Origin of the sequence: Bacillus sp. DHT2 (assembly GCF_026241455.1) — a bacterium.
Lineage (GTDB): Bacteria > Bacillota > Bacilli > Bacillales > Bacillaceae_G > Bacillus_A > Bacillus_A pseudomycoides.
The window spans coordinates 125,652-152,495 of sequence record NZ_JAPHWH010000003.1 but is presented as its reverse complement, the minus strand read 5'-3'; the positions used below and the strand labels follow the sequence as shown (position 1 = coordinate 152,495).

21 protein-coding genes and 3 pseudogenes are annotated in these 26,844 nt (G+C 33.8%); 15 read left to right on the top strand and 9 right to left on the bottom strand.

Features of this window, described 5'->3' with window-relative positions; all coding sequences use genetic code 11:
- The first annotated feature begins 337 nt into the window (after positions 1-337).
- Positions 338-1,129: a phosphotransferase gene (locus ORL93_RS09670; RefSeq protein ID WP_006093767.1), complete on the top strand. Its 792-nt coding sequence runs from the start codon at positions 338-340 to the stop codon at positions 1,127-1,129.
- Positions 1,130-1,270: 141 nt separating this feature from the next.
- Here ORL93_RS09670 and mtnN read toward each other — a convergent pair whose 3' ends face one another.
- Entirely contained in the window at positions 1,271-1,963 is a 693-nt protein-coding gene (gene mtnN, locus ORL93_RS09665) for a 5'-methylthioadenosine/S-adenosylhomocysteine nucleosidase (RefSeq protein ID WP_003202809.1), read from the bottom strand.
- A 117-nt stretch (positions 1,964-2,080) separates the two neighbouring features.
- On the opposite strand from mtnN, the gene ORL93_RS09660 reads away from it, so the two are divergent.
- Entirely contained in the window at positions 2,081-2,518 is a 438-nt protein-coding gene (locus ORL93_RS09660; protein ID WP_018766972.1) for a GNAT family N-acetyltransferase, read from the top strand.
- A gap of 405 nt (positions 2,519-2,923) precedes the next feature.
- Here ORL93_RS09660 and ORL93_RS09655 read toward each other — a convergent pair whose 3' ends face one another.
- Positions 2,924-3,724 (bottom strand): hypothetical protein, encoded by an 801-nt coding sequence (locus ORL93_RS09655; RefSeq protein WP_098018408.1) that lies wholly within the window; start codon positions 3,722-3,724, stop codon positions 2,924-2,926.
- A gap of 216 nt (positions 3,725-3,940) precedes the next feature.
- Here ORL93_RS09655 and ORL93_RS09650 point away from each other — a divergent pair, with 216 nt between their 5' ends.
- On the top strand, positions 3,941-4,417 hold the full coding sequence (locus tag ORL93_RS09650) for a hypothetical protein (protein ID WP_098018407.1): 477 nt from the start codon (positions 3,941-3,943) through the stop codon (positions 4,415-4,417).
- Positions 4,418-4,962: 545 nt separating this feature from the next.
- Complete coding sequence (locus tag ORL93_RS09645; RefSeq protein ID WP_003202815.1) at positions 4,963-5,460, top strand: DM13 domain-containing protein; 498 nt, start codon at positions 4,963-4,965, stop codon at positions 5,458-5,460.
- Positions 5,461-5,546: 86 nt separating this feature from the next.
- Here the strand turns inward: ORL93_RS09645 and ORL93_RS09640 are convergent.
- Positions 5,547-5,750: pseudogene (locus ORL93_RS09640) on the bottom strand (hypothetical protein); the annotation flags it as partial.
- 233 nt (positions 5,751-5,983) lie between these two features.
- Here ORL93_RS09640 and ORL93_RS09635 point away from each other — a divergent pair.
- From ORL93_RS09635 to ORL93_RS09620, 4 genes are all read left to right on the top strand, one after another.
- On the top strand, positions 5,984-8,209 hold the full coding sequence (locus ORL93_RS09635) for an N-acetylmuramoyl-L-alanine amidase family protein (RefSeq protein WP_098018405.1): 2,226 nt from the start codon (positions 5,984-5,986) through the stop codon (positions 8,207-8,209).
- Between the two features lie 220 nt (positions 8,210-8,429).
- On the top strand, positions 8,430-8,546 hold the full coding sequence (locus tag ORL93_RS09630) for a YjcZ family sporulation protein (protein ID WP_018782884.1): 117 nt from the start codon (positions 8,430-8,432) through the stop codon (positions 8,544-8,546).
- 487 nt (positions 8,547-9,033) lie between these two features.
- Complete coding sequence (locus ORL93_RS09625) at positions 9,034-10,203, top strand: MFS transporter (protein WP_040119262.1); 1,170 nt, start codon at positions 9,034-9,036, stop codon at positions 10,201-10,203.
- A 78-nt stretch (positions 10,204-10,281) separates the two neighbouring features.
- The gene (locus ORL93_RS09620; RefSeq protein WP_006093774.1) at positions 10,282-11,196 is read left to right on the top strand and encodes a phosphotransferase family protein; all 915 of its coding nucleotides are present in this window, start codon (positions 10,282-10,284) and stop codon (positions 11,194-11,196) included.
- Between the two features lie 236 nt (positions 11,197-11,432).
- On the opposite strand, the gene ORL93_RS09615 is transcribed toward ORL93_RS09620, so the two are convergent.
- Positions 11,433-13,079, bottom strand: coding sequence for an ABC transporter substrate-binding protein (locus tag ORL93_RS09615; RefSeq protein ID WP_098018403.1), 1,647 nt, complete (start codon positions 13,077-13,079; stop codon positions 11,433-11,435).
- A gap of 102 nt (positions 13,080-13,181) precedes the next feature.
- Between ORL93_RS09615 and ORL93_RS09610 the strand changes: the two genes are divergently transcribed.
- Positions 13,182-14,435 carry an MDR family MFS transporter gene (locus ORL93_RS09610; RefSeq protein WP_098018402.1) on the top strand — a complete coding sequence of 418 codons (1,254 nt, stop codon included), beginning with the start codon at positions 13,182-13,184 and terminating at the stop codon, positions 14,433-14,435.
- Positions 14,436-14,566: 131 nt separating this feature from the next.
- Positions 14,567-14,974 (top strand): annotated as a pseudogene (locus ORL93_RS09605) (transposase); the annotation flags it as partial.
- Between the two features lie 107 nt (positions 14,975-15,081).
- Here ORL93_RS09605 and ORL93_RS09600 read toward each other — a convergent pair.
- Positions 15,082-15,915: an N-acetylmuramoyl-L-alanine amidase family protein gene (locus tag ORL93_RS09600; protein ID WP_265958980.1), complete on the bottom strand. Its 834-nt coding sequence runs from the start codon at positions 15,913-15,915 to the stop codon at positions 15,082-15,084.
- 380 nt (positions 15,916-16,295) lie between these two features.
- Between ORL93_RS09600 and ORL93_RS09595 the strand changes: the two genes are divergently transcribed.
- Entirely contained in the window at positions 16,296-17,480 is a 1,185-nt protein-coding gene (locus ORL93_RS09595; RefSeq protein WP_265958979.1) for a cell wall-binding protein, read from the top strand.
- A gap of 345 nt (positions 17,481-17,825) precedes the next feature.
- The gene (locus ORL93_RS09590) at positions 17,826-17,948 is read left to right on the top strand and encodes a hypothetical protein (RefSeq protein WP_006093780.1); all 123 of its coding nucleotides are present in this window, start codon (positions 17,826-17,828) and stop codon (positions 17,946-17,948) included.
- 6 nt (positions 17,949-17,954) lie between these two features.
- On the opposite strand, the gene dhaQ is transcribed toward ORL93_RS09590, so the two are convergent.
- Together dhaQ and dhaS are read right to left on the bottom strand one after the other, a co-directional pair.
- Positions 17,955-18,953 carry a DhaKLM operon coactivator DhaQ gene (gene dhaQ, locus ORL93_RS09585; RefSeq protein WP_097794666.1) on the bottom strand — a complete coding sequence of 333 codons (999 nt, stop codon included), beginning with the start codon at positions 18,951-18,953 and terminating at the stop codon, positions 17,955-17,957.
- Positions 18,954-18,965: 12 nt separating this feature from the next.
- Positions 18,966-19,538, bottom strand: coding sequence for a dihydroxyacetone kinase transcriptional activator DhaS (gene dhaS, locus ORL93_RS09580; protein ID WP_097794665.1), 573 nt, complete (start codon positions 19,536-19,538; stop codon positions 18,966-18,968).
- Positions 19,539-19,801: 263 nt separating this feature from the next.
- Between dhaS and dhaK the strand changes: the two genes are divergently transcribed.
- Positions 19,802-21,553, top strand: coding sequence for a dihydroxyacetone kinase subunit DhaK (dhaK, locus tag ORL93_RS09575; RefSeq protein ID WP_097794664.1), 1,752 nt, complete (start codon positions 19,802-19,804; stop codon positions 21,551-21,553).
- A gap of 996 nt (positions 21,554-22,549) precedes the next feature.
- Here the strand turns inward: dhaK and ORL93_RS09570 are convergent.
- Both ORL93_RS09570 and ORL93_RS09565 read right to left on the bottom strand, forming a co-directional pair.
- Entirely contained in the window at positions 22,550-23,527 is a 978-nt protein-coding gene (locus ORL93_RS09570; RefSeq protein WP_265958977.1) for a DUF4179 domain-containing protein, read from the bottom strand.
- A 3-nt stretch (positions 23,528-23,530) separates the two neighbouring features.
- Entirely contained in the window at positions 23,531-24,061 is a 531-nt protein-coding gene (locus tag ORL93_RS09565) for an RNA polymerase sigma factor SigX (protein WP_018766958.1), read from the bottom strand.
- A 355-nt stretch (positions 24,062-24,416) separates the two neighbouring features.
- On the opposite strand from ORL93_RS09565, the pseudogene ORL93_RS09560 reads away from it, so the two are divergent.
- Together ORL93_RS09560 and ORL93_RS09555 are read left to right on the top strand one after the other, a co-directional pair.
- Positions 24,417-25,849: pseudogene (locus ORL93_RS09560) on the top strand (ABC transporter permease).
- A gap of 11 nt (positions 25,850-25,860) precedes the next feature.
- On the top strand, positions 25,861-26,547 hold the full coding sequence (locus ORL93_RS09555) for an ABC transporter ATP-binding protein (RefSeq protein WP_097795048.1): 687 nt from the start codon (positions 25,861-25,863) through the stop codon (positions 26,545-26,547).
- The last annotated feature ends 297 nt before the right edge of the window (positions 26,548-26,844 follow it).

The window sequence follows — 26,844 nt, the reverse complement described above, 5'->3', positions numbered from 1 at the left end:
AGCCGTATAAATGACAGGCTAAATCGAGTGTAAAATCACAAAGGTTTTATACTCGATTTTTTTGTTGATATGTAAAAGTTTATCCGGTTTTCACTGTTGAATTAACAAGTGCAATAGCACATCAATTATCAGGATGACCATAACCATTGTCATTTCGTTATTTTTGATGCGATTAAAGTTGCTATTTGAGGTGTTAAAAAAAAGGAATAGGAACTTTATGTTAAAATATAAAGCCAAGCAAAGTGGTTCTTGTTCCGTTAACGAGCAGGATTGTTGAACAATCGGCATTTGTTTTAAGAGTGTCTAGTTTTCTAATAATGGAGGAGGGAATTATCAGATGTCAAACTACGAAAACGAAGAAATGCTAACGGGAGGGAATGTTTCAAACGTATATCGTTCGGAAGGTACTGTTCGACGAGAATTAAAGCCAGACAGTACCAAAATTCATAAGCTATTAAATCATTTGGAAAACAAAGGTTTTAGTTATGCACCAAAGTTTTTAGGTATTGATGAAAAAGATAGAGAGATATTATCATTTATTGAAGGAGAAGCTGGTAATTATCCTTTAAAAGAATACATGTGGTCTAATGATGTTTTAAAAGAAATAGCGAAGATGCTCCGTCTTTACCATGATGCTGTGAGTGACTTTCCGTTATCAGATGATTGGAAACCAATGGATAATACTCCAAATAAAATAGAGGTTGTATGCCACAATGATTTTGCAATATACAACATTATTTTTAATCACGAAAAACCAGTAGGTATTATTGATTTTGATGTTGTTGGTCCTGGTCCAAGACTTTGGGACATAGCCTATACTCTTTATACTTGTGTCCCCTTAAGTAGAGTTTATCATACTGAAACAGGTGAGGCAGTTTATTATAATTTATTACAGCATGCCGACCGTATAAAACAAAGAGTTAAGTTGTTTTTTGAATCCTACGGTGAGGGTATGGAAGAAGATTATTTGGAGATGGTATTGCTACGATTAGAAGGGTTATGTAAATACATGAAAAGAAAAGCCAAAGAAGGCGATATAAATTTTCAAAAAATGATAGATGAAGGACATCTTGAACATTATCAAAACGATATTAAATTCATTCGTGAACATGGAAAAGAGTGGATTTAATGAAATAAGTCTTATACAAAAGTAAGGCTCAGAGTCATATAGGGACTTTGAGTTTTTTTTGCGTGTTATTTACTATGCAAATTAAAATGAAAGTAAACTAATATTTAAAAGTTTACTTTCATTTAGTGATCTTATTGAGTCCTATCTCAATAGAAACTCAATTAATAATTTACATGAATTTTTACATGCCAAGAGCTTAAATCTTTTTTGGTCTTCAATAGTTTTATTATCTGCTTGGTCGGATACAGACTTCACGCATAGGAATGGTATTTTATTAACATAAGAAACATATGAAAAAGATGCTATTTCTTGGTCAACAGCAATAGCATTATGGGTACTGCTTAAGGATAGTCTCAAAGCATCTTCTCTAATACGTTGGTCTCCCGATATAACCATCCCATTGTTGATTTTATGTTCACTGGTATTGATAGCAAAATTAAGAAAATCACTAAATATAGAATTATTGCCATCAATAATGGATGTTCTACCAGTATATAGGTCCCACACATCATCGCCTTTTCCAGCATTCGTAACATCATGTTGGAGCATTTGTCTTGCAATGACAATTTCTCCACCCTTGATGCTATCTGACAAACTTCCACAAATTCCTGTCATATATATTTCATCAGGATGAAACTCTGATATAAGTAATTGTGTACAACTAGAACAGTTTGTTTTTCCAACACCACTTATAACGGATATAATCTCTAAATTGTTAATATTATGATGATAGAATTCCCATGCGGCAATTTTACGAACTTTTCTACTCGGATATTCTTCGTGTAAATAATTTAGTTCAGGTTGCCAAGCTCCAATTATTCCTATCCTCTTCATTTTTATCCTCTCCTTTTCCGAATTATACCAAAAAGATCTTGTTTTAGGATGTAATATAATCAGAATGTTAAGATGAATCGAAATATTGATATGTTAATACAAAAGGTAGGTAATTATATGATTCGTGAAGCTGAACCAAAAGACAGTAATGTAATTGAAAATTTATATAAAAAATTAGCACCGCATAGTAAAAACATTAAGGTTTTACCAGAAAGAATTGAGCAGATAAGGAATGATTCTAATAATTTCTTATTTGTTTATGAGGAAGATTGTAAAGTTAAAGGAAGTATATTTATGACTTTTTGTCTTGATCCAGGATACCAATTTAGACCATATACTGTTCTAGAGTATGTGATTGTAAATGAAGATTTTCGAGGTAATGGGATAGGTGAAAAGTTACTAAAGCATGTAGAGCAAATATCAATTGCAAGAGGATCCACAAGAATTATCTTATTAAGTAGTACAACTAGAATAGAAGCACATAAATTCTTTGCTAAAAATGGTTATAATGGAACTATAAGTAAGGGATTCAAGAAATATATACCAATTAATTAAGTTTGATATATAAGAACCACTCTTAGCTATAGTAGTGGTTTTCTTAATTGCTTTTAAATTAATTAACACATTAAAGAAAGTCATCGTGAACAACTTAAAATAAGCATTTTGTGTCAACGATGCATAAAATTGTCGTTATGGGGATAAATCAAAACTTTAGGTTGATGGCGATGGGACGGGACCCCTTATATAACAAAGCGTCGAGATCAAAGCATTAAGTAGCTTTAGACAAAGAACAAGCCAATTTCCTTAAGGTATAGAAAATTGGCTTGTTGATTAGTTACTCGTTAAAAATGCTTGTAAAGCTTCTAGAGGCTATCATATCAAAAAAAGAAAATTTTACGTTAAACAAAAACATTGTTTACCAAAAAACAATGTTTTTGTTTAATTTCTTAATGAATTCATTCACCTGGGACTTTCTTTTTTATTTTTATGTTGTGTAACGACAGCGAGTTTATGTTTCTTTATCTCAGCAAGCTCATCAGAGGTATAACTAAAAATTCCAGATGCTTTTACTGGATTCGAAGTTATCGTTGCGAGTTTTCGCTTCTCTCCCGGTAGTGCATGAAAAAGTTTATTTAGGTCAAAAGAAGCACTACCTGGTTTTATATTTGGAAATTCCTGTTTAATATATTTTAGAGCTAAAGGACCATTCATTTGACCATTATTGTCACTTTTTAAGTAATATGTTTGCCAATTCGTCAGCGCAATACCAGTATTCCCTGCATCTAATTGTTTTTGTGTAATATAATACGTATCATGTTCATATAGATTTGAGGCATCGGGATTTAAGTCCACTATTATACCAGCTTGCTTAATCAGAAGTTGTTGACCATGTTTTATCGTTTTATATTCAACTTTCCCATCTTCATAGAAAACTTTAATTTTTTTAGAAAAGTTTTGGTTCTTATAATAATCATACACACTAATACCAAATTCTCCTTTGTTAAAAGTAGGAGCTTTGTAAGCACGGTTTTCATTGTTAGCTGTATAATCATATTTAGCACTTTGTTCTGATAAAAGAATAACAAAAGGCTCTTTTAGAAACGTATCATAGGTATCTCCAAATGTGGTAAGAGACGTTTCTCTTGTATTAATGTCTGCTTTCGCTTTATGTTTTGTAATTGGGTTGAAACTGAATAAGATTCCCATCGCTATTCCTACAGGGGAAATTTTTTTTATACTTCTCTTTATCTTTTCTTTCATGACTTTGTTCCTTACTTTCTAAATATACTGTTACCAACATGTTTAAATTAATATCGGTAAGTTTATCTTAATTTAAACCCCTTTCAAATTTCTTTCGTAATTGTTACAAAAGTCTTTCTTTGACTTTCCTTGTTGTCGTAAGAATTGTTGCTATCTTGACCATACTGATAAAAGGTTGACTTTCAACTAGTACATTGGAGTTAAAGGAGGGTTAACATGAAAGATGAATTAAGTATAAATATCTATTTAGATGAAACTGATACTCCGTTTTCAAGATATTATAGCCCAGATGATGTTCACCTAAGCTCTGACCTTGAAGATTTTCTTTTGTCAAAGCTACGCAGTGGCAAAAGAAAAGAAGTTGAAATATTTTTTTTAGGTCAGAATGATTTTGACGAAAAGTTACTGAAGACTGCCACATGTAACACTTTTTCTAACATCTTGAACGAAGAGGAATATACATATGCTAGAAATGTCAATAAGGCTATTGTTTTGTTTGTGGTTGGTATTATTGTTGGGTTGATATACTTGAAGCTTTCAAGCAATCATGCCTATATTGCAGGAGTTTTAAGCATAGTGTGTTGGGTTTTTGTTTGGTCAGGTACAGAGATTTATTTTTTTGAAAATCAGCAAATTAAACAAAATATTAGAAAATGTAGGAATATTCTAAATTCCGACATACACAAAAAATAGAATGCTGGTAAATATTTACATTCGCGAAGCTGATTTTCGGATTCTATCTTGTACTTGGAAGTCGTGATGAAGATTAATATCGCCATACGAAGAAAGCGTTCATAAATACCTAAGACCTGGATTTAATCTGAGGTCTTATTTTTATCGCAAAAAAACAACAATCTATACAAAAAGAGCCGTAACTTTAAAGAAGTTTAACCAATATGAATGAAAAACAAGCGAATTTCAGTCTCTAATTTATGTTAACAATAATGTGTCTACTTCTTCTATGTTTAACCGATGAATTTTGAAAAGGTTTTTAACGGTATGCTATGAAACGATATCAATTTGATTTTAGTTAAGAAGCAAATATGGAGAGTTAGGAGAAATTGGTGTGAGAGATCGCTCAGATGGAAAACAGGGAAGTGAATTTTGGTTTACTCTTCCCATCACATCAGAAAAAAATAAGACTGCTGAAAGACTTTTGTAATATTTATATTATAGAAATGAAAGACTTTCTTGTTACTATACCATTAAACAGTATACTACAGGAGGACTTTTACTTTATGAAAAGAAAATATGTATTGCTTATAGGAGGTTCCATAATTGTTGGGGGAATTTTATGGTCATTGTTCCGCCCCGAGAAATTATTTATTGATAAGCAAGTGAATGAAGCATTGCCACAAACAGAAATACAATCAAACAAAACAAAACAACAAGAAGAACGAGTAATAAGTACAGGTCAGTTTCAAAACGGTGTTCATGAAACAACTGGAACGGCAACGATCCATCAATTAGGGGATGGAAAACGTGTTTTACGACTTTCAAATTTTTCAACTTCTAATGGACCAGATGTTCGAGTTGTATTAGTTCCTACGAATCGTTTGAAAAATAACGAAGATGTTAAAAACCATCAGTATATTGAATTAGGAAAGTTAAAGGGAAACAAAGGAGACCAAAACTATGAAATTCCTGAAGGGATAGATGTAAGCACATACGGTTCGGTTTCTATATGGTGTAAGAGATTTAATGAAAACTTTGGTGCGGCTTATTTTGAAAAGTAAGAAAGAACATACAAATGAGGCTTGTGTACATGCCCCATACCCATTAACTTAAGAACGAAAACAAAATAAATTTTCGTTCAAATGAACTAAAAAACTCTTAAGATACTTTTTGTCCTTAAAAATGATGCAGCTTTCTTTTGTCTTCTCAATCCATCATACGCATAGACAACACCCATAATATCAAAGACTGTTTTCTTCTCATATCGATGAGATTTCCGACCATTTTTCTGTACTAGGTGGAATAGGGGGATTAGAATCTTTGTTATTTCTTGGGTGTTTTTCTGTATAGCGGCCAAGCTGAAAAATACAGAATATCTTATGAAATTCGGAATTTTTTAAGATATTAACGAAAGAGTTTTGTAACATTTCCGCAAGAAAAATGAAAGGTATTTAAACTAAGATGAACTTATAAATATTGATTTTATATTTTTAAATCAACATACGACAGTCTTTATATATTTATTTTTTACAGTGTTACATGTAAGCAATCTAGGCTAAATCTTACTAAGAGAGGACAATAAAAATGAAGAAAAAATTTAATACAATTGGAATTGGAAAGAAAGTCATTCCTACCGCAGCGGCATTAGGTATTCTTTTTTCAGTAGCTCCTATTGCAGAAAACAAGGCTAGCGCAGGGATAGGTACCGTACTCGATGTGACGATTACTTCATTAGGTATAGTGAAAGACATTTATGAAGGACTTGGAATATCTACAGGGGATCCCGACTTAACTGATTACACTGGTCCCTATGCAGAGAATGTATCTTACAGAGCTCCTAATTTTAAATCTGGGGAATTCAATATCTCTATGCATCATACGAAAAATGATTCGAATTTTACTAAGCAGATTAAAGTACTTTATCCAGATGGAAAAAGTGAAATTCATAAATTAAAATCAGGACAGCAGCTTAAGCTTACAGAAGCGGGTACCATTGTAGATCTAAATCCTGATGCAGAATCTGTTTCAGAACACAATCTTCTTTATATTACACAAGCGCAATTAGATGAAGGAAAAACGGGAGTTGCGCTTAACCAAGTTAATACTATATATGTAGAAAAAACATCTGGTCAAAATGTAATTCTTCGTGACGAATTTTATAAGAAAAAATTTGGGGAACGTTCTCTTGACGGATTTAAAGGTTTATTTACTGACCTATTCTCTTATTTAACAGAAGAAGAAAAGAAGATAGCAACATTGACTTCACATCCAGTAGGCAGAGAAGTTCTTTCTAATTATGTTATGAATAACCCTGAAGCTCGTGCGGATTTTAATAACCGGTCAACTAAGATATTGGCGGAATCTACAAAAATCCTAGAGACACCTATTACACTACCATTTAGTATACTAAATGACGGTAAACCTTATCAAATTATCCCCTATAAAAAAGGGACGAATAAAGTATTGGTAAAAACAGGTTCAAAATATCTTTCAGGGAAAGAAGGAAATGCACTTCAATATTCTGATTCGATTGGTGATGATGAAGTGTTTGAACTTGTTCAGACCGGTAATTCTCATGATAATAAATTCCAATTCTATTTAAAAAACAAGAATGGAGTAAGTTTGGCTGGTAATTCTTATGTTCAACAATTTGGTACTGATTGGAGTTTCAAATCCGAAATTCGTTTCACTGCAAAAACTAACAATGAAATTCATAACTGGTTAAGAGAATGGTACCCTGGGAAAGAAAATGAGAAACAGAATTATGACGGAATAGAGTTCAAAATTGATGAAAAAGATCGCTCTATATGGACTGCATACGACTCCTCTGGAAAATTGATAAAGAATAGTTGGATAAACCAAGGTACCCAAAATCCCGGTTGGTTTTATGCAGATGCTTCAGGAGTTCTCTTGAAGGGTTGGCAGAAAATTGAGGGGAATACGTATTATTTTAATCTGGAGTCTCACATGATGGCCTCAGGACTAAATTCACAAATTGAGGGTAAGTACTATCACTTTAATGATTCTGGTGCTTTGCAACGATCAGCATGGAGAGATAATTACTATTCTGATGCTTCTGGAGCGTTGGTTAAAGAAGGTTTGCGGGAAATCGATGGTAAAATTTATGATTTCCAAAATTACCAACCTACTAAAAATAAACTACGTTTAGAAGATCAAAAAGTCATTCTTCATTTTTCTGACAAGGGCGTGCTTGAGAGAGCTTCTGATCTGAATGGAAACGCACTAACTACTCCTACAACTGTTATTTTTAACGAGAAACAGCTAGCCTTTGAGAAAAACGGTGCTATTAGAAAATCAGGAGTGACTGAAAAGAGAGCTTTCCCTCAACCGGATGGAAGCGAGAAGGATGCAATCCACTATTATAGCTTAGAAGAAGGAGCTACTTATGCTGGTTGGAAAACGATTGATGGAAAGAAATATCATTTCAAAGATGGCGCACACTATACTTTCGATGGACATGAAACCATTGACGGAAAAAGATATTATTTTAATCATGACGGAGAAGCTAAGCTAACAGGGTTCGATAAAGTTGATGGTAAGATATACCATTATGACGATAAAGGCGTAATGCAAACGGGCTGGCAAGAAATCGATGGTAAATGGTATTACTTTGATGATTCTGGAGCAGCTAAGATAGGATGGTTCTCAGTTGGTGGTGGGTATCATTTCCCTTATTACGGATACTTTACGTATTATGCTAAACAGGATGGTTCAATTTATACAGATACCAAGGTTGAAATTAACGGAAAAACCTATAAATTTGATAGCCATGGACACAAAGGCTATTAATGATACAAAAAAAGTCTGTTTTTTATAAATATGACTCGCTAAATGAGACCCACACAGCCTCCAGATGCTTTCAGCATCTGGAGGATTTTTATTAACTTGATGGTGATGTGGTGCACCCATAAAGAAAAAGGACCTGCTCATATATTGTTTAAAAACATAAAGTAATGTGTATCCGTTAAAACACATGTGTATGGTCCCTCTTACTCAAGGAGGAAATGTTATGGGCTTTGGAGGTAGTTGTGGTGGTTTTGGTGGCGGATTCGCTTTACTAATTGTCCTGTTCATTCTGCTAATTATCATTGGTTGCAGTTGTTGGGGCGGCGGATTCGGTTGCTAGTAAAGAAAAGGCACTCATTGGAGTGTCTTTTCTTTATGAAAAAATCCCCACACATTGTGCAGAGATAAAGAGTGAATGTACTCATATATTACAACAATATTCCTCCACTAACAAAACAGTAAAATCTCATTATGGGGCACGGCAAGAATTCCTTCTTTTTTGAGCCACTCACTAGAGGACAGTTATATAATTATGTTTTTATATTTAATGGAAATGAAGTTATTTGAGGTCTATTAGGGGTCCTGACGTCAAAACGCGGACATCGTATATTATCAAGACCTAAATTGTAAAAGGTCATAAAAAATTAAGGGTATTACATATAAGTCATTTATAATATGTAATACCCTTTTACTTCTTTTATTTTGATTGAGAGATTAAATTATTACTTTATAAGAATTAATTATAAATATAGATAATTAAGTTGTAATTTACTCTGTTGAAGTGATGCACCTAAAATGAAGGTAACTATTATATAAGGGGTAATTTTATGAGTAATAAATTGAAATATTTATTAGGGATTAGCATTACCGGATTCGGGGATGGAATTCAACAAATTGCTTTGCTATGGTATATTTTTCATTTAACAGGACAATCAACTTCTATCGGATTAATGATTGCTATTTATTATATACCAAGTGTCATTTTAACACCTTTTGTGTCTGTTTATGTAGATCATCATGACTCCAAAAATATTGTTGTTCTAACAGATAGTATTCGATTTGTACTTGTTTTAATCATGGCGATTCTCGTTTTCATAAGATTTGAGTCAGTATTTGTTTTTTACATTATGCAATTCTTATTAGCAGTTTGCTACACCGTTTACAAACCTGCATCTTCTGCATTTATTAAGGAAGCATTCTGTAATCATGATATACCATTTGTCATATCAAAAGCATCTTCATTAAATGAAGCAGCATTAATAGTGGGAACTGGTATTTCTGGGTTATTTCTAGTTGAATTTTCTTTAGCTACTAGTTTCTTTATTAATTCTGTAACATTTTTAGTTGCGGCTATTTTCTTTTCTTCCATAAAAAGAATGAACCCTAAAAAAATACAGAATACGAGAATATCCTACCTTGCAGAATTAATATCGGGATGTCATTTTATTAATCAAGCAGAAGGAATGAAATACTTACTGTTTTTATCTATTTTGAATAGCATTAGTATACAAATGACAACAACTTTATTATTACCTCTTGCAGAACAGTTTGAAGGAGGGAGCGGACTCTACTCAATATTTGAGATGGCATTTTCAGTAGGAGGGATTATAGCAGGTTTTATTGCTATCTATTTTTTAAAAAAGTTTAAACATAAAGTTATTTTTATTACGATGGTGGGTATGGCAACCTCTTCTTTTTTATTATATTTGAATGACTATAAAACAACGGCCGTTATTTGTATATTTATAATGGGACTATTTACCATGTCGCACTTGATTATTGTGCAAACGTTAATACAGTTGAATACTACAACAGAATATATTGGTAGGGTAATAGGCTTAAGAACGATTCTAGCATCATTTGTTAAGATATCATCTGCTCTATTGACTGGTATTTTAATAACTCGTATGGGAGTGAATCATATTTTGCTTTTATTTTCTATCTTAATATTGGCTAGCTTTATTACGATTGGAAATATGAAAAAACAAATGTATTAAAATGAAGGGAAATACATCTGGAAGATTAATCAGAGATGCTGTTACAGGTTGTAAATAACTTGCGAATCGGGGGATAAAATGATTAATATACGTTCGAAAACAGAAGAACTAAGAGCAAAATTAAAAACTATATTGAGTCGAGAATATAAAGAATTGGCTGTTAAGGAGTTAAAAGTAGTAGGAAATGGAGTACAAAATATTGTGTTTCGAGGAGATTCGGAAAAAGGACCTTTAGCATTTCGAGTACCGTGGGAACGTGAAGTGAAAAATATAAATGAAGAGTTGTTTAGTAGTCGACTTTCGTTACAAAAGGAAGCGGAACTTTCTAAGTTTTGTAATTCTAAAGACATTCCAGTACCAGAGATTCACGGATTGCATCTTTCTACGGAACTTGATTTTTTAATTTCAGATTACCTGGCTACTGATCATATTCCAATTTCTGCGTACAAAATAGGAGAAGTAGTTAACAAGCTTCACAGTATGCCAATTGAAGATTTAAATTACCAACATAGGACTAGAAAACCATCTAGCAAGTATATAGCTGAACGTCTCGTGAAAAGAGTAGAAGGATTTAATAAAATTACGCATTGCGATATTAAATTTCCTGATATATCAATAATCGAACAGATTCTTAAACAAGCGGATCATGTAAGGAAGTTATTACATATGGACATTCGACCAGCAAATCTAATTGGATATAATAGAGAAGTTAAGGCGTTGGTTGATTGGGATAATGCTCTAATTGGTCACCCGCTGCTAGAACTTATGAGGATAGCTGAAACTAATGAGATCGATTGGTATGAATTCACAGATGGATATCAGAATAAAGATATCTTTGAGTCTATTCCTCCTATTGTCAGCTTATTTTATCAGCTTGATACAGCGGTAATGCTTGCAAACCTGTTTATAGCGCAACTGAAAATAGAGGATAAAGGCATATTCTATAAAGAGCGTGTTAAAACACTTCATAATGAAATAGATAGATGTTTATAAGAATAAATAAAAGATGCTTTCACATAGGGGGTCCGCCACATCGCCATCAAGCTAAATGCACGAGTTATCCCAAAACAATACAAACGAGAAAAATGCACAAAATTTTCATTCTGGGGGTATTATGAGATCTTAAGTTGATGGGCATGGGGTATCTCATTTTCGTTAACTTGATGGCGATGTTTCCGTACCCCAAATAGGGTGATAATTATTACGGTGTATCAGATTTCTTGTAGCTTTTAAATTAAAGGCCTTACCCAAAGTTGAGAAAAATCCACATATCCAAAATATTTCATCCTAATATTCGTTAGATCTGATGAAAAAGGAATCTGACATTTATCATAATATAAGGGAATCATAATAGAGGATACTATCAGTTCTTTTTCAAGGTCTTTATTTAATGAGGGCCACTTCTCAAAATGTGTACGTTTGTATCTATCAAGGTGTTTTTTTATTGTTTCATTTGTTTTTACAATCTTAGCCAACGGTGAATATCTAGCTGTTAGAAAATAATAAAATGATATCTCTTGATTCATCTCGAATACCTCACCATGAATAAAGAGATCAACTTGTTCATTAAGTTTTTCATCTCTCAGATAGCTTTCAAAAGGAACCCATTTAACTAGAAAAGGTATATTTTCTTTTTCTAAGACATTCATTAACCACTTTGTCAGTTTTTCTGTATACTGAGTAGCTTTTATAATAAGTGGTTCTTTAAATGAGGGGCGTGATTTTTGTCGCATATCGATTTGATGATCTATTTCCTTTAAACAACTCGTAGGGTTAGGGATCTTATTAAAGTCATATTCATGGATATGATTGATATTCTTAGTAATAATATAATGTAAGTAGTTACGAACATCGATTCGTTGAATAGGTGAATTACGCCAGGCATTCATAATTATAACGCCAAAGCCAGAATTTCTTTCTACTTGAAAGGTGGAAGTGTTCTCGTTGCGCTTGGAAGATTGATAAATAGTACCAAATTCTAGAGGAACCTGAATGAATTCTACTGTATCTAGCAATGGTCTTTCCTGAAAATAATCATTAAATGCTATCAATGATGTCTTTTCCTGGTTATTCTCTCCTATATAAAAACCACCAGTTCCCACAATTACACCGTTATTTTCTTTATAAATGCTTGTATTTATCATACATAACATTTGTAAACAATAGCTACAACCATCCGGATAATGTATGTCAATAATTAATGGTGATACAATATCTATTTTCTCTATTGGTGCCCATAAGTCTTTATAGTATTTATGACTCCGTAGTTTTGAGAGACATAGTTTCACGTCAGTCGCTGTTAAGATGGATCCATCATGAAATTTTATGGACTTTTTTAAGTATAGTCTAAGCTTAGATTGAGTTAAATCCCAACTATGAGCTATTTCAGGAAATATGTTCCCCTTTTCATCCATATAAACAAGTCGATTGAACACGTTTGCGACAATGTGTGCACTATGTACATCGGCAGCCTCTAGTGGATGTGTTGTTAAAAGGGGCTTTCTTCTAGGAATAATTAATTTATCATCCGAATTATGTATATAGCCAAATTTTGAGTGAAACTTAGTCATCAAACGTAGTTTACTGTTTGGAGACCAATTATATAGTAAATATTTACTGCTTTTTTCAACAGGTTGTTGATCCATAATCTCCATCACTTGTGACTCATAGATTTGTTCTATATTTTTAAGCCATTGAAGAGAGGAAGTGTGTCCTCTTCCTTTTCCGGAAGTGAAAATTAGCCAACCTTCATCCATCCATTTATGTAAGTAACGTACTGTTTGCTTTGTACTTAAACCTAAAAAGTCTGCTAGGTCTTTTATTTTTATGTGTCCTGAAGAAAATGATCGCCATAGATCCAATAAATTTTTATCCATTTTCCTATCTCCTTCTATAAGTAGACATATTTTTCTAGATATGTCCATTTTTAGTTTGATAAGTCTAGTTTAATATAACATTAGATAAAAGGAGGAGATACTATGAATTGGAAAGACTTTGAGCAAAATATAAAAGTACGCTTAATTACATCATTTTTTAATCGTGCTGTTACATCAGCAGTAATGCCTTTCATGGCATTGTTTTTTGCTCAAGAAATAAATAAAGTATGGGCCGGGTTATTTTTAATCTCGACTGTTATTTTAAGTTTTTTTTCAAGTTTAATTGGAGGTTACATTTCCGATCGCTTTCAACGGAAGAAAGTTTTATTGTTAACTTCTTCTTCTAGTGCTGTAATGTTTTTATTAATGACCTTAAGTTTATATCCTACAGATAAGTTGATTTGGTTATTTGCAATTGCTTATGTAGGTTTTGTAATATCTAGCAGTCTTGGTCGTCCATCCATGCACGCTATAATAATAGATTCAACTACACCAGAAAATCGAAAGGCTGTTTATACAATTGACTATTGGCTCATGAATCTTTCGATGGCAATTGGTGCTGCGTTAGGTGGTTTTTTATACATTAATTACCAAAAAGAGTTATTTATATTACTAACCGTAGTTTCTGCTACACTACCAATTACCTATAAATTGTGGTTAGTTGCTGAATTTAATAATTTCTTAGAGCCAAAACATGAAAATATAGTATTGGATCTAATCCAAAACTATAAAATTGCTATTCAAGATGTAGCATTTTTAAAAGTTGTAATAGGATCTACATGCATATTTGCGGCAGAGTTCTCCTTAAATAGCTATATAGGTATACGGCTTTCAGAAACATTTAATACAATAAACGTGGGGAACTTTGAAATAGTAGGAGTAAGGATGCTGAGTATTCTCAACATACAAAATATGCTTTTAGTGGTATGTTTGACGTTTATTGTGAATAAATTTACAGATCGTTTAAGTGGAAAGAAGGCGTTACTCTTAGGTCTGGTTCTCTATGGGGTAGGATATGTAACAGTAACATCTGCAAACACTTGGTACGTACTTATTATTTTTAATTTTATTGCTACTGTTGGTGAACTTGTCTACTCGCCTGTCAGAAATGCAGAACAAGCTAATATGATCCCGGCTGATAAAAGAGGATCTTATTCAGCTTTTGCAGGTCTATCAGATATTGGTGCTGACCTGATTGCAAGAATTACCATTATCGTTGGTGCTTTCTTGATTCCTACGATAATGTCCGTTTACATTGGAATCATTGTGATAATTGGCACATTCCTCTTATACACTGGATTGTTCATTAGAAAAGATATTCAGTCTAAAGAAATATTGAAGAAAATATCATCATAATATAATACTTTAATAGTTATACATGGACAAAGAGGACAAAAGAGGAAGGCTTCCATACAGAACGACGCGGAAAAGGAAATGTTGGTGGCCCTTCCTCAAAACAGCTATCTTCTGATGACAAGCTAAAGAAAGCTTATTTATCTTGCGTAAAAGATAGTACGACACGAGAGATTTTAGCTTATCACGTTTCCCCTTCTTTACAAATGGCTATCGTCTATCAAACATTAGACAAATTAAAAGATAGATTAGGAGATATGATTCATCCTGAAGCACTTTTACACTCAGATCAGGGTTTTCATTACACACACCCGGAATTTCAGCGCTGTGTAAAGGAAATGGGTATGAGACAATCTATGTCACGTAGAGGAAACTGTCTAGATAATGCCCCAATGGAATCCTTTTTCGGTCATATGAAAGATGAATTAGACTATAAGTGTTGTCAAACGTTCCAATCTCTTCAACTAGTAATCGAGAAGTATATGCAAGATTATAATTATGATCGTTATCAATGGACACTCAAAAAGATGGCTCCGGTATAATACCGGAACCATCTTTTAAGTGCTTAATTTTTTAAAGGTCTTTTTATTAAACTGTCCATTTTATAGGGCACAGTTCATATATTGGTTCTCCTCTTTTTTATGAAATCTTATCTTCTATAAATAGGCAATGTATGTTTCCCTTGAATTAAGTTCCACTCATCCGAACTTTTTAGAAGTTTAATATTTAACAATGCTTTGCCATCTACGATTTCAATATCAATTTGACCTTGTTTACCAAATTGATCAAAAATTAAAGTTGCTTTATTATTTTTGAATGTTACAGTACCGTCTATATATGCTATATCTTCAGCGTTATCGGAATAAGAAGATACACCGACAACTGCTTCGTTTTCAGAAATAGGACTAATCTTCATCATTGTGAAAGCTGGGCCGATATACGGTGGTTTCGTCGGTAGTTCTTGTTCTGACCATGTTCCTTGAACGTTGTATAGAATAGAAGTTGGTTTTGCATCAGGATTCCATGCACCGTCTTTATCGAGATAGTACCATTGTAATTGATCGTCGACAAACCATCCAGTTTTCATTGCACCGCTTTTATCAAGGAAGTACCATTTGTTTTGGTCGAGTACCCAACCCGTTTGCATAATACCCTTTGCATTTAAAAAGTACCATCTGTTTTGATCAAGAACCCATCTAGTGTGCATAGCGCCATCTTTATTTAAGTAGTACCAATCATATGGTGAGTTTTGATGCCATCCAGTTTTCATGACACCATTTTTTTCAAGGAAATACCAATTGTTATTTGTGTTTACCCATCCTGTTGCCATTTTTCCATTTATGTAGTAATACCATGCGTGTTGTTTTTGTACCCAACCCGTTATTGGAGTAGACTGTTTATTTGTTTCTGCATAAACATGAGGTTGTATTCCGCTAAACAATATACCTGCAACAAATAACATACTAACGATTTGTTTTTTCATGATAATCTGCTCCTTTTTTAGAAAAATGCCTTTCCCTACTACTAATATATCTAACTAATAAAACAAATTCAATGCTTTTATTACAAATATGTTACAAATATGTTAAAAAATATCGAAAGTATTTCTTTCTGTAAGGGTTTTATTCCTTATTATCTGTTAATAAGGAATAAAATCACCATTATCATTAGTATGCAAAGGAGTTTTAAAATCCTTCTTGCTAGCTGTTTCTTTTCCATTCTATTATAGAAGAAAGAAATTCGTAAAAATTAGCAATGTGGTTTTGATTCTCTAGCATTTTTCATAGGAGGCTAGAAAAATTTTCTGTTAGATATTTTAAAAATGTAAGTGTATATTCTGTAAAGAAAAAGAGGAGAAATGTAATGAAGCGAATGATTGCATCAATATGTGTAGCAGGAAGCTTATTAATAGCACCTATACAAAGTTTTGCAGAAGTAAAGACAGGTGGAAATCAGCAAATTGTCGTAAAAGACGGCTGGGTGTTTGAACAAAACAATTGGTATTACTATGTGAATAATGTGCCGGCAAGCGGATGGAAAAAGATTCAGGGAACGTGGTATTACTTTGAGAGTAACGGCGTAATGAAAACAGGTTGGTATTTTGACGGAACGAATTGGTTTTATATGAATAGCAATGGTGGAATGGAGACAGGATGGAAAAAGATTCAAGGAACGTGGTATTACTTTGAGAGTAATGGCGTAATGAAAATAGATTGGTATTTTGATGGAATGAATTGGTTTTATATGAATAGCAATGGTGGAATGGAGACAGGATGGAAAAAGATTCAAGGAACGTGGTATTACTTTGAGAGTAATGGCGTAATGAAAACAGATTGGTATTTTGACGGAACGAATTGGTTTTATATGAATAGCAATGGTGGAATGGAGATTGGTTGGAATAAAATAGGCGGGGCATGGTATTACTTTGAGAATAGCGGTGTATGGGTTGCAAGCAATGATGCTGACTATTTATATACAATAGGAGAAAATCAACAGCTTATTCTTGTGACGGCAAATGATTATGGAACTAGTAAGGCAGAAATTCAAACATTCGAGAAGCGAAATAATAAATGGTATCCAGTGTATGCTGCTATGCAAGGATATATTGGACGTGATGGATTTGCATATACAATGGCAGAAGGAGGAAAAAGTTCTCCGCGCGGTAAATATACAATTGAAACAGCTTTTGGTCGCTACGGTAATCCAGGAACAAAACTACCATATCGACAAATTACATCAAATGATGTTTGGGTGGATGATTCTAATTCACCTTTATATAACACGTGGCAGCAAAAACCAGCAAATGACCGTTGGAGCAGTGCCGAAAATATGAATATTCCTCAATATGATTATGGGTTTGTGATTAACTATAATACAGAACGAATAGCTGGAGCTGGCTCGGCGATTTTCTTCCATATTTCAGATATGTATACATACGGTTGCACAGCAACATCTCGGGAAAATGTTCTTTCTGTTTTAAGATGGTTAAATCCTGCTAAAAGTCCTGTGATTGTACAAACACCGGAGAGTGAACTGAAATATTATTAAACGAAAGAAAGTGTCCGTCAGTGGGGGACTTACTGCCCACGAATAGCGGGATTAAAGAGTGATATAAAAAAAGAAGGTGGCACGATGACATGATCCCCCTTATTGTAGACAGTAAAAAGAAAGCACATTAATCTGTTTACTATGGAGGGGATTTTTCTATGGGCAAAATTAGTGTTTATTTAGGGAAAAGAATTTTTATTAAAATAAAGTTTTAGACCAGAAAGTTAATTTGAAATTTTGATAATGAAATGTTATGTAGGCTTCATGTATATAGGGGATCTAATAGTTTTATGTATCTTAAGTTGGTGTTATATTCAAGCAAAAAACGAGTAAGGAGACAGAACTATGGATAAGCAAGTTGTTATTGAGGGGCATACACCAGAATGGGCACTACAATTTAAAGAAGAACAAAGGATTCTAAACAATATAAAGGTGTTTTCACATATGGAAAACACCTTTTCAAGCTAATTGAAACTACCAGCTAGCCACCTCAACATCCGCTTTTAACCATTTTTCCCAAAGTGGATCTTCTATTTTAAGTAAGCTCAATGAAGTGCCTTGCATGTCTAAGGAGGTTAGATGGGTTCCGACTTTGACAAATCGAATATCTAATCCTTCAAGCTCACATAAACGGCGAATGTCATTTGCGAAGATATACTGTTCCATTAATGGGGTAGCGCCTAATCCATTAATCAAGATGGCAAACTTGTCTCCTTTTTTCCAGCGGTAAATACTTTTGAGCTTATTCATAAGCTCAATCGCCAATTTTTCAGAAGAAGATAACATTTCTTTCCGGTATCCTTTTTCTCCGTGGATGCCGACTCCGTAAAAGACTTCATTGTCTTGTAAGGTAAAAGAAGTCTTTCCTTGGATAGGGTCGGTTGCTGGAGAGAGCGCAACTCCTAATGTATGCAGATTCCGAATGACAGAATGGCCGATGCCTGTTAATTGTTGTAATGAATGGCCTTCAAGAGCCGCTGCTCCAAGTATTTTATGAACGAAAATCGTACCAGCTACTCCTCGTCTTCTTTTATTAAAGGAAGCATCATCTTCAATGGAAACATCGTCATTCACAATGACATGATCAACAAGTCTTCCTTCTTCTTTTGCTAAAGATTCAGCAGTTAAAAAGTTTTCTACGTCAGCTTGAAAGTTTTTAATGATTAATAGGACGCCCTTGTCTTTGGGCACAGAGCGAACTGCCGCTACTATTTGTTCTGGTGTAGGTGGGGTGAAAATTTCTCCATTGACTGCCGCTGAAAGTATGCCTTTTCCTACATAACCAATATCAGCTGGTTCGTGCCCGCTACCGCCGCCGCTTATAATGGCAACATCTTGCCCAATTTTAGCAAGGTCTTTCTGATAAATGATGTTGTGTTCTTTGTTATAAGATATTCTATCGTTATGTTCAAAATAAAAACCATGCAACATATCTTGAACAATATTTTGAGCATCATTCATAATTTTTTTCATTGTTTTTCCACCTTATGATTTGTGTGCTGATTGCTTTAGTAAAAGGACTAATTGATTGTTTATTATATTTTTCATCATTGAAGACATGATAGACGGATCAATAGCGCAATGATTCTCAATCCAATCTTTTATTGTCCCAACAAATCCGTGACTATAAAAAGAGGCCAGTGTATCTTTTTTTACCTCAGAAATTGCTAATTTACAGCCAATTAATAGTTCATCGATGATTTTGAGATATAAGTTTTTCGTATGTTCAAAGAGATAATAATTAAATGAATTTTGCTCGATTACTTTAAATGCATTTCGGTAGAAGCATTGGTTTTGGTAAAAGTAATCAAATAATAGGTCGAAAATATTTTCCCATTTTTCATAATCAAGAAAGTCTATAATATTCTCTTTTGTTTCTTCTTTATAAATCCAACTTAACAATTCAAATTTATCTTTAAAGTGATAATAAAAAGTTTGCCTGCGCATCTGACAATTTAACATAATGTCACTCACGGATATTTTATGGAAAGGTTCAGTTTCCATTAATTTTTTTAATGAGTTGGCTATGATTTTTTTTGAAATGATAGAAGAGGTCATTATAATCATCCCTACAGCTTTATTCGTTTTTAATAATTAACATCCTACCTATAAATGAAGTGGGTGTCTTTAGACAAATCGTTCATTTTGTCCGTTTACCATAAAACGCTTTCATTTTATTATAGTTAATAAGAATGCGCTTTCAAATATATCATAATTCAGAAGAGAATGTACCGTGGCAGGAAAAGCAATAAAATTATGGAAGTGTGGATACGAATAGGTTTGCGAAGAATGTAACAAAGCTTACAGAGGAGGAATAACAAATGAAAAAAATTATAAATCAACCTGAAACGCTCGTTATGGAGATGTGCAATGGGATGGTTATGGCTCATCCGGAACTCGAGTTATTAAAAAAGTATAAGGTCATTAAGAAAAAAGAAATGAACGAAAATAAGGTAACTTTAATTAGCGGTGGCGGTAGTGGACATGAACCGGCACATGCGGGGTTAGTAGGAAAAGGAATGCTGGATGCGGCAGTATGCGGAGATGTGTTTGCTTCTCCATCGCAAATACAGGTGTATCAAGCGATTAAAGCAACAGCTAGCAAAAAAGGTACGCTGCTCATTATTAAAAATTACAGTGGCGATATCATGAACTTTAAAAATGGTGCTCACTTAGCTACTGAGGATGGCATTGAAGTAGAATATGTCCGCGTAGATGATGATATTGCAGTAGAAGATAGTCTTTATACAGTGGGACGCCGCGGTGTTGCGGGAGTTGTGTTAGTACATAAAATAGCCGGTGCAGCAGCGGAAGAAGGTATGGATTTGATGCAGGTGAAAGCTGTAGCGGAAAAAGCAGCGGCAAATGTTCGAACAATCGGTCTCGCATTAACTTCCTGCACGGTTCCGGCGAGTGGATCCCCTACTTTTAAATTAGGTGAAGATGAGATGGAATATGGCGTTGGTATTCACGGAGAGCCAGGCAGAAAACGCGAAAAAATTATGGCTGCAGATGAATTAGCGTTACGTATGACAAATGACCTTGTGAAGGATTTAGGACTAGATGAAGATGCTGAAATTGCTGTTCTAGTAAACGGATTTGGTGGTACACCGCTTCAAGAACTGTATCTGTTTAACAATGCCGTTACGAGAGAGTTAAGTAAAAGAAATATACGAATCAATAGAACGTTTGTCGGTAATTACATGACGAGTATTGATATGGCTGGAATTTCTCTAACAGTGATGAAACTAGACGATGAGCTGAAGACATTGCTATCGAAAGAATGTAATACACCTGCGTTTAAAGTAGATGGACCAATTGAGAGTGTAGAATACGTTGATATTGCGGAGCACGAAGAAGAGAAGCCAGTTTTCTTTGAGACGGAAACAGCTGAAGAACATGCAATCATTAAGAATGAGGTAATCACATTAAATAATATGATTTATCTTATAGATAAAATGAGCGAAGTTATTATTAAGAACGAAGTACCATTCTGCGAACTGGATACGCATGCAGGTGATGGTGATTTCGGAATGAGTGTCGCGAAAGGATTTAAACAATTAAAGCGTGAATGGAGCTCGATTTTAGATCAAGAGCATTTAAATATTGGAACTTTCCTTGATGCGTGTTCTATGGTGATTATGGAACATTGCGGTGGAGCTTCTGGCCCAATTTGGGGCGGAGCTTTCCGAGCTGCAGGTAAGGCTATGGAAGGGAAAATGGAATTAACAGTTGGAGAGTTTGCTGAAATGTTGCAAGCTGCACTTCATGGTATACAGTCTATCGGTGAGCGCTCTTTCGGAAGAGGAGCAGAAGTAGGCGATAAGACGCTTGTAGATGCGCTTGTACCTTGTGTAAATGCTTGGTCAGAAAGCGCTGCAGCTGGTACAGACTTTAAGACTGCTTTTGAAAAAGGGGCAGCGGCTGCCGTTAAAGGAGCAGAATATACAAAAGAAATCGTCGCTCGAATGGGCCGCGCTGGTACGGTTGGTGAAAGAAGCTTAGGTTATCCTGATGCTGGTGCCTATGCGCTAGGGGTTATTTTTACGGAGCTTTCTTGTAGTTTAAGATAATAGTATTTCCGGATACTGGAAAGTCTCAATTGTGTAGGTGAATAGAAGGGAAATAAGAAAGAGGCAACGCCAAATAAAAAGGTACCTTATGAAGCAGCAGGTACCTTCTTAAGATAGATAATTAATGTTTATGAAAACATAAAAAAGGAAGAGAATTATAAAAATTCTCTTCCTTTTTTATTTACGCGAAATTTCATGTTCATTAGCTGTTTAGTTCATCGGAAAATGCTGTAGAATTCACCAACAGTATAAAACATGGTTTTTAGATGTAATATTGCATATTAAAATATATTTATATATTAATAAAAGCTTACTATAATAAGAGTATAAAGAGTCATAATATCTTAATATTAAAAAGGAGGAAATGATTATGGCAATCGCAATGGCAGTTTTAACATTCTTAGGTGGAGTACTTCCATTAGTAACAACACTTATAAAAGCATTCATGTAATATAATTCTCTGCACTTATTTTTTAAAATTATCATACAAATGATCTGTACCTCAACTAATAATTAGTTGAGGTACAGATCATTTGTGTGAGCAAACTTTAAACAAGAAAAAGAATCCCATAAATCATAAGAGATTCTTTTTCTTTATGTGTAATTATGACTTTAATGTTTTTCCACTCTTTCTTTGTTGTACCCTACAAAAGAAAACAAGAAAGATACCTATTTTGAAACAAGTCATATGGCATACTGTGAAATACCGTTAAATCTATTTCATTAAAACATCCCAATAGGATTTACTCTATTGGGATGTTTTTGTGAATAAAAGATTTATGCTATTTAGCCTATATTTCCGTTGAAATGTAGACGGGTACGCCTTTTAGTCGTTATTTTCTTATTAGCATTACGCATATTGATTTTATGAACTTAATTAATAAATAAAAGATAGGATGAAAACAATGTACGAAATAAATGTAATGAAAACGAGGAAGCATATAAGCATCGTATTGGATACACATTGTTCTATTCTTTTTTTCATTTTAATTTGTTTTATTTTTTCAATTTTGCAGGATCAATTTGAATTTGTCCTTTCCAAGATCCAGTTACTTTTCCGATTTTATTTATATTTACATTTATCGTGAGTGGTTGTTTAAAGGATCCTTTCCCTTCAGGACCTTCAACAAATGTAACAACGCCTTCGGGTTTATCTTTATCACGAATACCTACATGTTTTAATTCTTTTCCATCTGCCATTAATTTGAATGGTAAATCATCTGCACCTTGAATAAATCCTAACTGTGAGAACATACCATCCTTAGTATTATATTCAGGATTTTCTTCTTGTTGTCCATTTGCCTTACCATCACTTTTAAGGTCTAATCCAGTTATATCAAATTCAAACGGTACTAGACTTCCATCAGCTTTTTCAATTCTATAATGAACTGATATACGTGAATTTGCAACAAATAATTCTTTAAAATGCACAGTAACACCTTGATCAGTTATTTTTTCATCCAGGGGAATAAATTGACCATTCTTCATCATATCTTGTGTGACACCATTTTCATCCTTTATTCCCTCATTTACAACCTTATCATTTGTAACTTCATTAGAAAAATAGGAGGCAACATTCGTAGCTGCAACTTGTACTTGTGGAATCATTGCTGTTGTGAAAATTCCTGCTGCAGCTACCGCTGTATAAATGAAATGTTTTGATTTTTTACTCATGTTTGTAAACAATCCTTTCTTCTTCTGCGTTTTATTATTGGTATAAGAAACATTTTCTTGCTTTGAACGCTTTTCAAATGTCTGCCATGCTTGTTCTACATCAATATTGATTTCTTGTGTTGCATGTACACACTCTTCATCAAGCATTAAATTTTCCCATTGATTTAATTCACTAAGTTCTATTAATACTTTTTGACAATCTTCACATGTATCTAGATGTTGTATAAATTGCTTTCTTGCATCACGAGGAAGTTCTCCATCTATATATGCTTGAATTAACCCCATATCATAACAAGTCATTTGTTATGCCTCCTCCATTTGTTTATAAATCTTGCGAAATTTTGTTTTGGCTCGTATCAACAATGTTCCAATAGAAGCTATGTCAATTTGAAGTACTTCTGCAATTTCTTTATATTGAAATCCAGAAAATTTCATTAATAAAATGGTTCGATCTCGATCACTCATGTTACTTAGTACGGTTTGTACCTTTGTGACTTCTTCTTTTCTTATCCAGTCATCATCTAGCGATGAAGCATGTTGTACTTCATGATATTGTATTGTTTTATCTATTCTCGCTTGATGTCGTTTTTCAGATCGTAAATAGTTATAAGCTACATAAGTAGAAGATCTAATCAGCCACCCAGGTAAGTTTTCAATTGCTTTCCAATCGGTGCGATATAATTGTAAAAACACTTCTTGTGCTAGTTCTTCAGCGATTGTTTGTTTTTTGATAATCCATAGGATCTGTTTTACAACGTAACCATAGTATCGTTTAAACACCTGTTCAAATGTCACATCCGAAATATGCCTCTCTTCATTTTTTATAGTTAACATGTAAGTCAAAACCTCACTCTCATTTGCTGCCTGTATTATAGAGAAACCAGAAAATCCAGTTTTGTGACAAGAATTTTTATTTTTTTATTATGGACTAAAAAAAACATTCATCTTTCAATCAGATGAATGCAAAAATTGAAGTCAAATGAATCACTTGATCTAAATTAATCTTAGTATAGTCGCTATTTTTTTCAACTATGTTGATGTTACAAAACTGTGCAACAGAACCCGTTAGAAATATGTACATGAATAACTCCATATAAACTCCTTAGCCCTCTAGATAAACTACTGAATAACTCCATACAAACTCCAGATAGTGTATATAGAATAAAAACTATCAAGGAGGTTAGAAAAAATGAATTTTATAAAACGCGCAATTCTCAGTATGAAAAAACGAAAAGGAACATCATTAATTTTGATGGCTGTCTTTCTGATTGTTACCAATTTAGTGTTGGCAGGATTCACAATCCAAAATGCATCAAAAAAAGCTGCTGATGCTGCAAGAAAAAAACTGGGTGCAGATGTTACTTTGGGTCTTGATTTTGATAAATTAGGAAAACAAGCAAGGGGAACTGGAGAAATGCCTAATCCGCCGCATCTCAACACAAAAGAAGCAGATCAATTAGCGAAGTCCAAGTATGTAAAAGACTATAATTATATAACCAATACTTTCGGAATTTCGGATGGGTTTAAATTAGTAGGGGCTTCAGAAGGAGAAGAAGAAGGAAAAGGTAGAGCGGGAGTGGCGACTGTACGAGGAGGATCAGGTTCAGGTTCAGAAATAGATATGAATTCTTCTCTTATAATAGAAGGAGTGCGCAAGACTTTATTACAAGAAAGTTTTAAAAATGGAAAAAGTAAAATCATTGATGGGAAACCAATTACAGAAAAGATGAACGATCAGAATGTAACTTTAATGGAAAAACGATTAGCGGAACAAAACAATTTGAAATTAGGAGATAAGGTTAAAATTCAATCAGGGGATAAGAAGAAAACTCTTGAAGTTGAAATTATTGGTATTTACGAAACGAATGAGCAACCACTGGGTGAGCATGCCCCTCCTATGATGGATCCAGCTAATAAGCTATATATGCCTCACTCTACTTTAAAAAAATTAGAAGCAGATGAAGGTACTAGTAGTAGCATTCAAGTCGTGTACTTCTTGAACGATCCACAATACATTGATGCATTTAAAAAAGAAGCAAAACAATCTGATATTGATTTTAATTATTTTAAGTTAGATGCACATGATTCATTGTACAAACAAATGATTGGTCCTATCGAAAATATCTCTTCTACTTCTCAAATGATTATCTATATGGTATCTATTGCAGGCGCTATTATCTTAGGATTAATCATTATGTTATCAATTAAAGCACGTCGTAAGGAAATGGGGATTCTATTGTCCATTGGAGAGAAAAAATGGAAACTGATGGCACAGTTCGTAGTAGAAGTAGTATGTATTGCTATTTTAGCATTTGGATTATCCCTAACAACAGGAGCTAAAGTTTCTCAATTCGTAGGGGATAATTTACTTTCGAGTGAAATTGCTACAGCAAGCGAAGAAAAAGACAATTCACAAAATGGTAGTGTAATGATGGTTGGAGCTGGTGGTAATCTACAAAACCAAAGCGAAGATCCAATTGATAAAATTGATGTAAGTGTAACAGGAGAGGATTTAGGAAAAATGGGGGAATTGGACTGACTATTGCTATACTAGCAACTATTCTTCCGGCATTATCTATTCTACGCTTAAATCCAAAACAAATCCTTTTAAAAGATGAATAAGGAGGCTCGACATGGAGACAATTTTACAATTTAAAAACTTAAATTATTATTATGAAAGTAACCGAAAAAAAGTAGCGATACTAGATAATGTTAATTTTTCTTTTCAAACAGGGCACTTTTACACGATTTTAGGGCCATCTGGATCTGGTAAAACCACAACGCTTAGCTTAGGTTGTGGGTTAGATATACCTAAAAATGGTTATGTACTCTATAAGGGTAAGGATATTCGAAAGATTGGTTTAGATCGATACCGGAATCAACATGTATCTGTGATTTTCCAATCCTATAACTTAATTACCTATATGACTGCTCTTCAGAATGTACTAACGGCAATGGAAATTACAGGTGTTCAGGTGCAAAATAAAAAGGCGAGGGCATTAGAATTATTAGAGAAGGTAGGACTTACAGAAGTAGAGGCGAAGCGAAATGTCCTGCAACTAAGTGGTGGACAACAGCAACGTGTAGCAATTGCTCGAGCACTATCTTGCAATGTTGATTTACTTATTGCTGATGAGCCAACAGGAAACCTTGATGAAGAAACCGCAAAAGAGATTATTGATTTGTTTCAGAAGCTTGCCCATCAAGAGAATAAATGTGTAATTGTTGTTACACATTCACAAGAAGTTGCAAAACAATCGGATCGAGCAATTTATTTGAGCAAGAAGCAATTAGTAGTAAAAGATATTAATAATTCTTAAATAACAAACTCCCCTATTAATAGGGGAGTTTATTTGTTAGTTAGATATTGGAATATTAGGGGTCACCATACATGCCCATCAACTTAAGAAGAGAAGCAAAATGAACTTTCGTTCTCGCTTTACAAGCTCGAGTGTTCTTGCAAGTTTTTCTAAAAATACAGTCGTAACATATCGTTGTAATCCTTTGGAAAATAGTTGTAGCTCATCTTGAATCGAGAGACTCATAACAAAACGTCATCCATTCTAACCTATTTAGGTATTTTTGAGTATTAAAATCTCTTAAGTTGACGGGTATTT

Excerpts from the sequence above, each read along its gene's own strand:
- dhaS (WP_097794665.1), bottom strand. The coding sequence starts at position 19,538 with ATGACCTCTTCTATCATTTCAAAAAAAATCATAGCCAACTCATTAAAA.
- ORL93_RS09635 (WP_098018405.1), top strand. The coding sequence starts at position 5,984 with ATGAAGAAAAAATTTAATACAATTGGAATTGGAAAGAAAGTCATTCCT.
- dhaQ (WP_097794666.1), bottom strand. The coding sequence starts at position 18,953 with ATGAAAAAAATTATGAATGATGCTCAAAATATTGTTCAAGATATGTTG.
- ORL93_RS09625 (WP_040119262.1), top strand. The coding sequence starts at position 9,034 with ATGAGTAATAAATTGAAATATTTATTAGGGATTAGCATTACCGGATTC.
- ORL93_RS09670 (WP_006093767.1), top strand. The coding sequence starts at position 338 with ATGTCAAACTACGAAAACGAAGAAATGCTAACGGGAGGGAATGTTTCA.
- ORL93_RS09570 (WP_265958977.1), bottom strand. The coding sequence starts at position 23,527 with ATGACTTGTTATGATATGGGGTTAATTCAAGCATATATAGATGGAGAA.
- ORL93_RS09645 (WP_003202815.1), top strand. The coding sequence starts at position 4,963 with ATGAAAAGAAAATATGTATTGCTTATAGGAGGTTCCATAATTGTTGGG.
- ORL93_RS09555 (WP_097795048.1), top strand. The coding sequence starts at position 25,861 with ATGGAGACAATTTTACAATTTAAAAACTTAAATTATTATTATGAAAGT.
- mtnN (WP_003202809.1), bottom strand. The coding sequence starts at position 1,963 with ATGAAGAGGATAGGAATAATTGGAGCTTGGCAACCTGAACTAAATTAT.
- ORL93_RS09615 (WP_098018403.1), bottom strand. The coding sequence starts at position 13,079 with ATGGATAAAAATTTATTGGATCTATGGCGATCATTTTCTTCAGGACAC.
- dhaK (WP_097794664.1), top strand. The coding sequence starts at position 19,802 with ATGAAAAAAATTATAAATCAACCTGAAACGCTCGTTATGGAGATGTGC.
- ORL93_RS09655 (WP_098018408.1), bottom strand. The coding sequence starts at position 3,724 with ATGAAAGAAAAGATAAAGAGAAGTATAAAAAAAATTTCCCCTGTAGGA.
- ORL93_RS09590 (WP_006093780.1), top strand. The coding sequence starts at position 17,826 with ATGGATAAGCAAGTTGTTATTGAGGGGCATACACCAGAATGGGCACTA.
- ORL93_RS09660 (WP_018766972.1), top strand. The coding sequence starts at position 2,081 with ATGATTCGTGAAGCTGAACCAAAAGACAGTAATGTAATTGAAAATTTA.
- ORL93_RS09650 (WP_098018407.1), top strand. The coding sequence starts at position 3,941 with ATGAAAGATGAATTAAGTATAAATATCTATTTAGATGAAACTGATACT.
- ORL93_RS09610 (WP_098018402.1), top strand. The coding sequence starts at position 13,182 with ATGAATTGGAAAGACTTTGAGCAAAATATAAAAGTACGCTTAATTACA.
- ORL93_RS09595 (WP_265958979.1), top strand. The coding sequence starts at position 16,296 with ATGAAGCGAATGATTGCATCAATATGTGTAGCAGGAAGCTTATTAATA.
- ORL93_RS09620 (WP_006093774.1), top strand. The coding sequence starts at position 10,282 with ATGATTAATATACGTTCGAAAACAGAAGAACTAAGAGCAAAATTAAAA.
- ORL93_RS09565 (WP_018766958.1), bottom strand. The coding sequence starts at position 24,061 with ATGTTAACTATAAAAAATGAAGAGAGGCATATTTCGGATGTGACATTT.
- ORL93_RS09630 (WP_018782884.1), top strand. The coding sequence starts at position 8,430 with ATGGGCTTTGGAGGTAGTTGTGGTGGTTTTGGTGGCGGATTCGCTTTA.
- ORL93_RS09600 (WP_265958980.1), bottom strand. The coding sequence starts at position 15,915 with ATGAAAAAACAAATCGTTAGTATGTTATTTGTTGCAGGTATATTGTTT.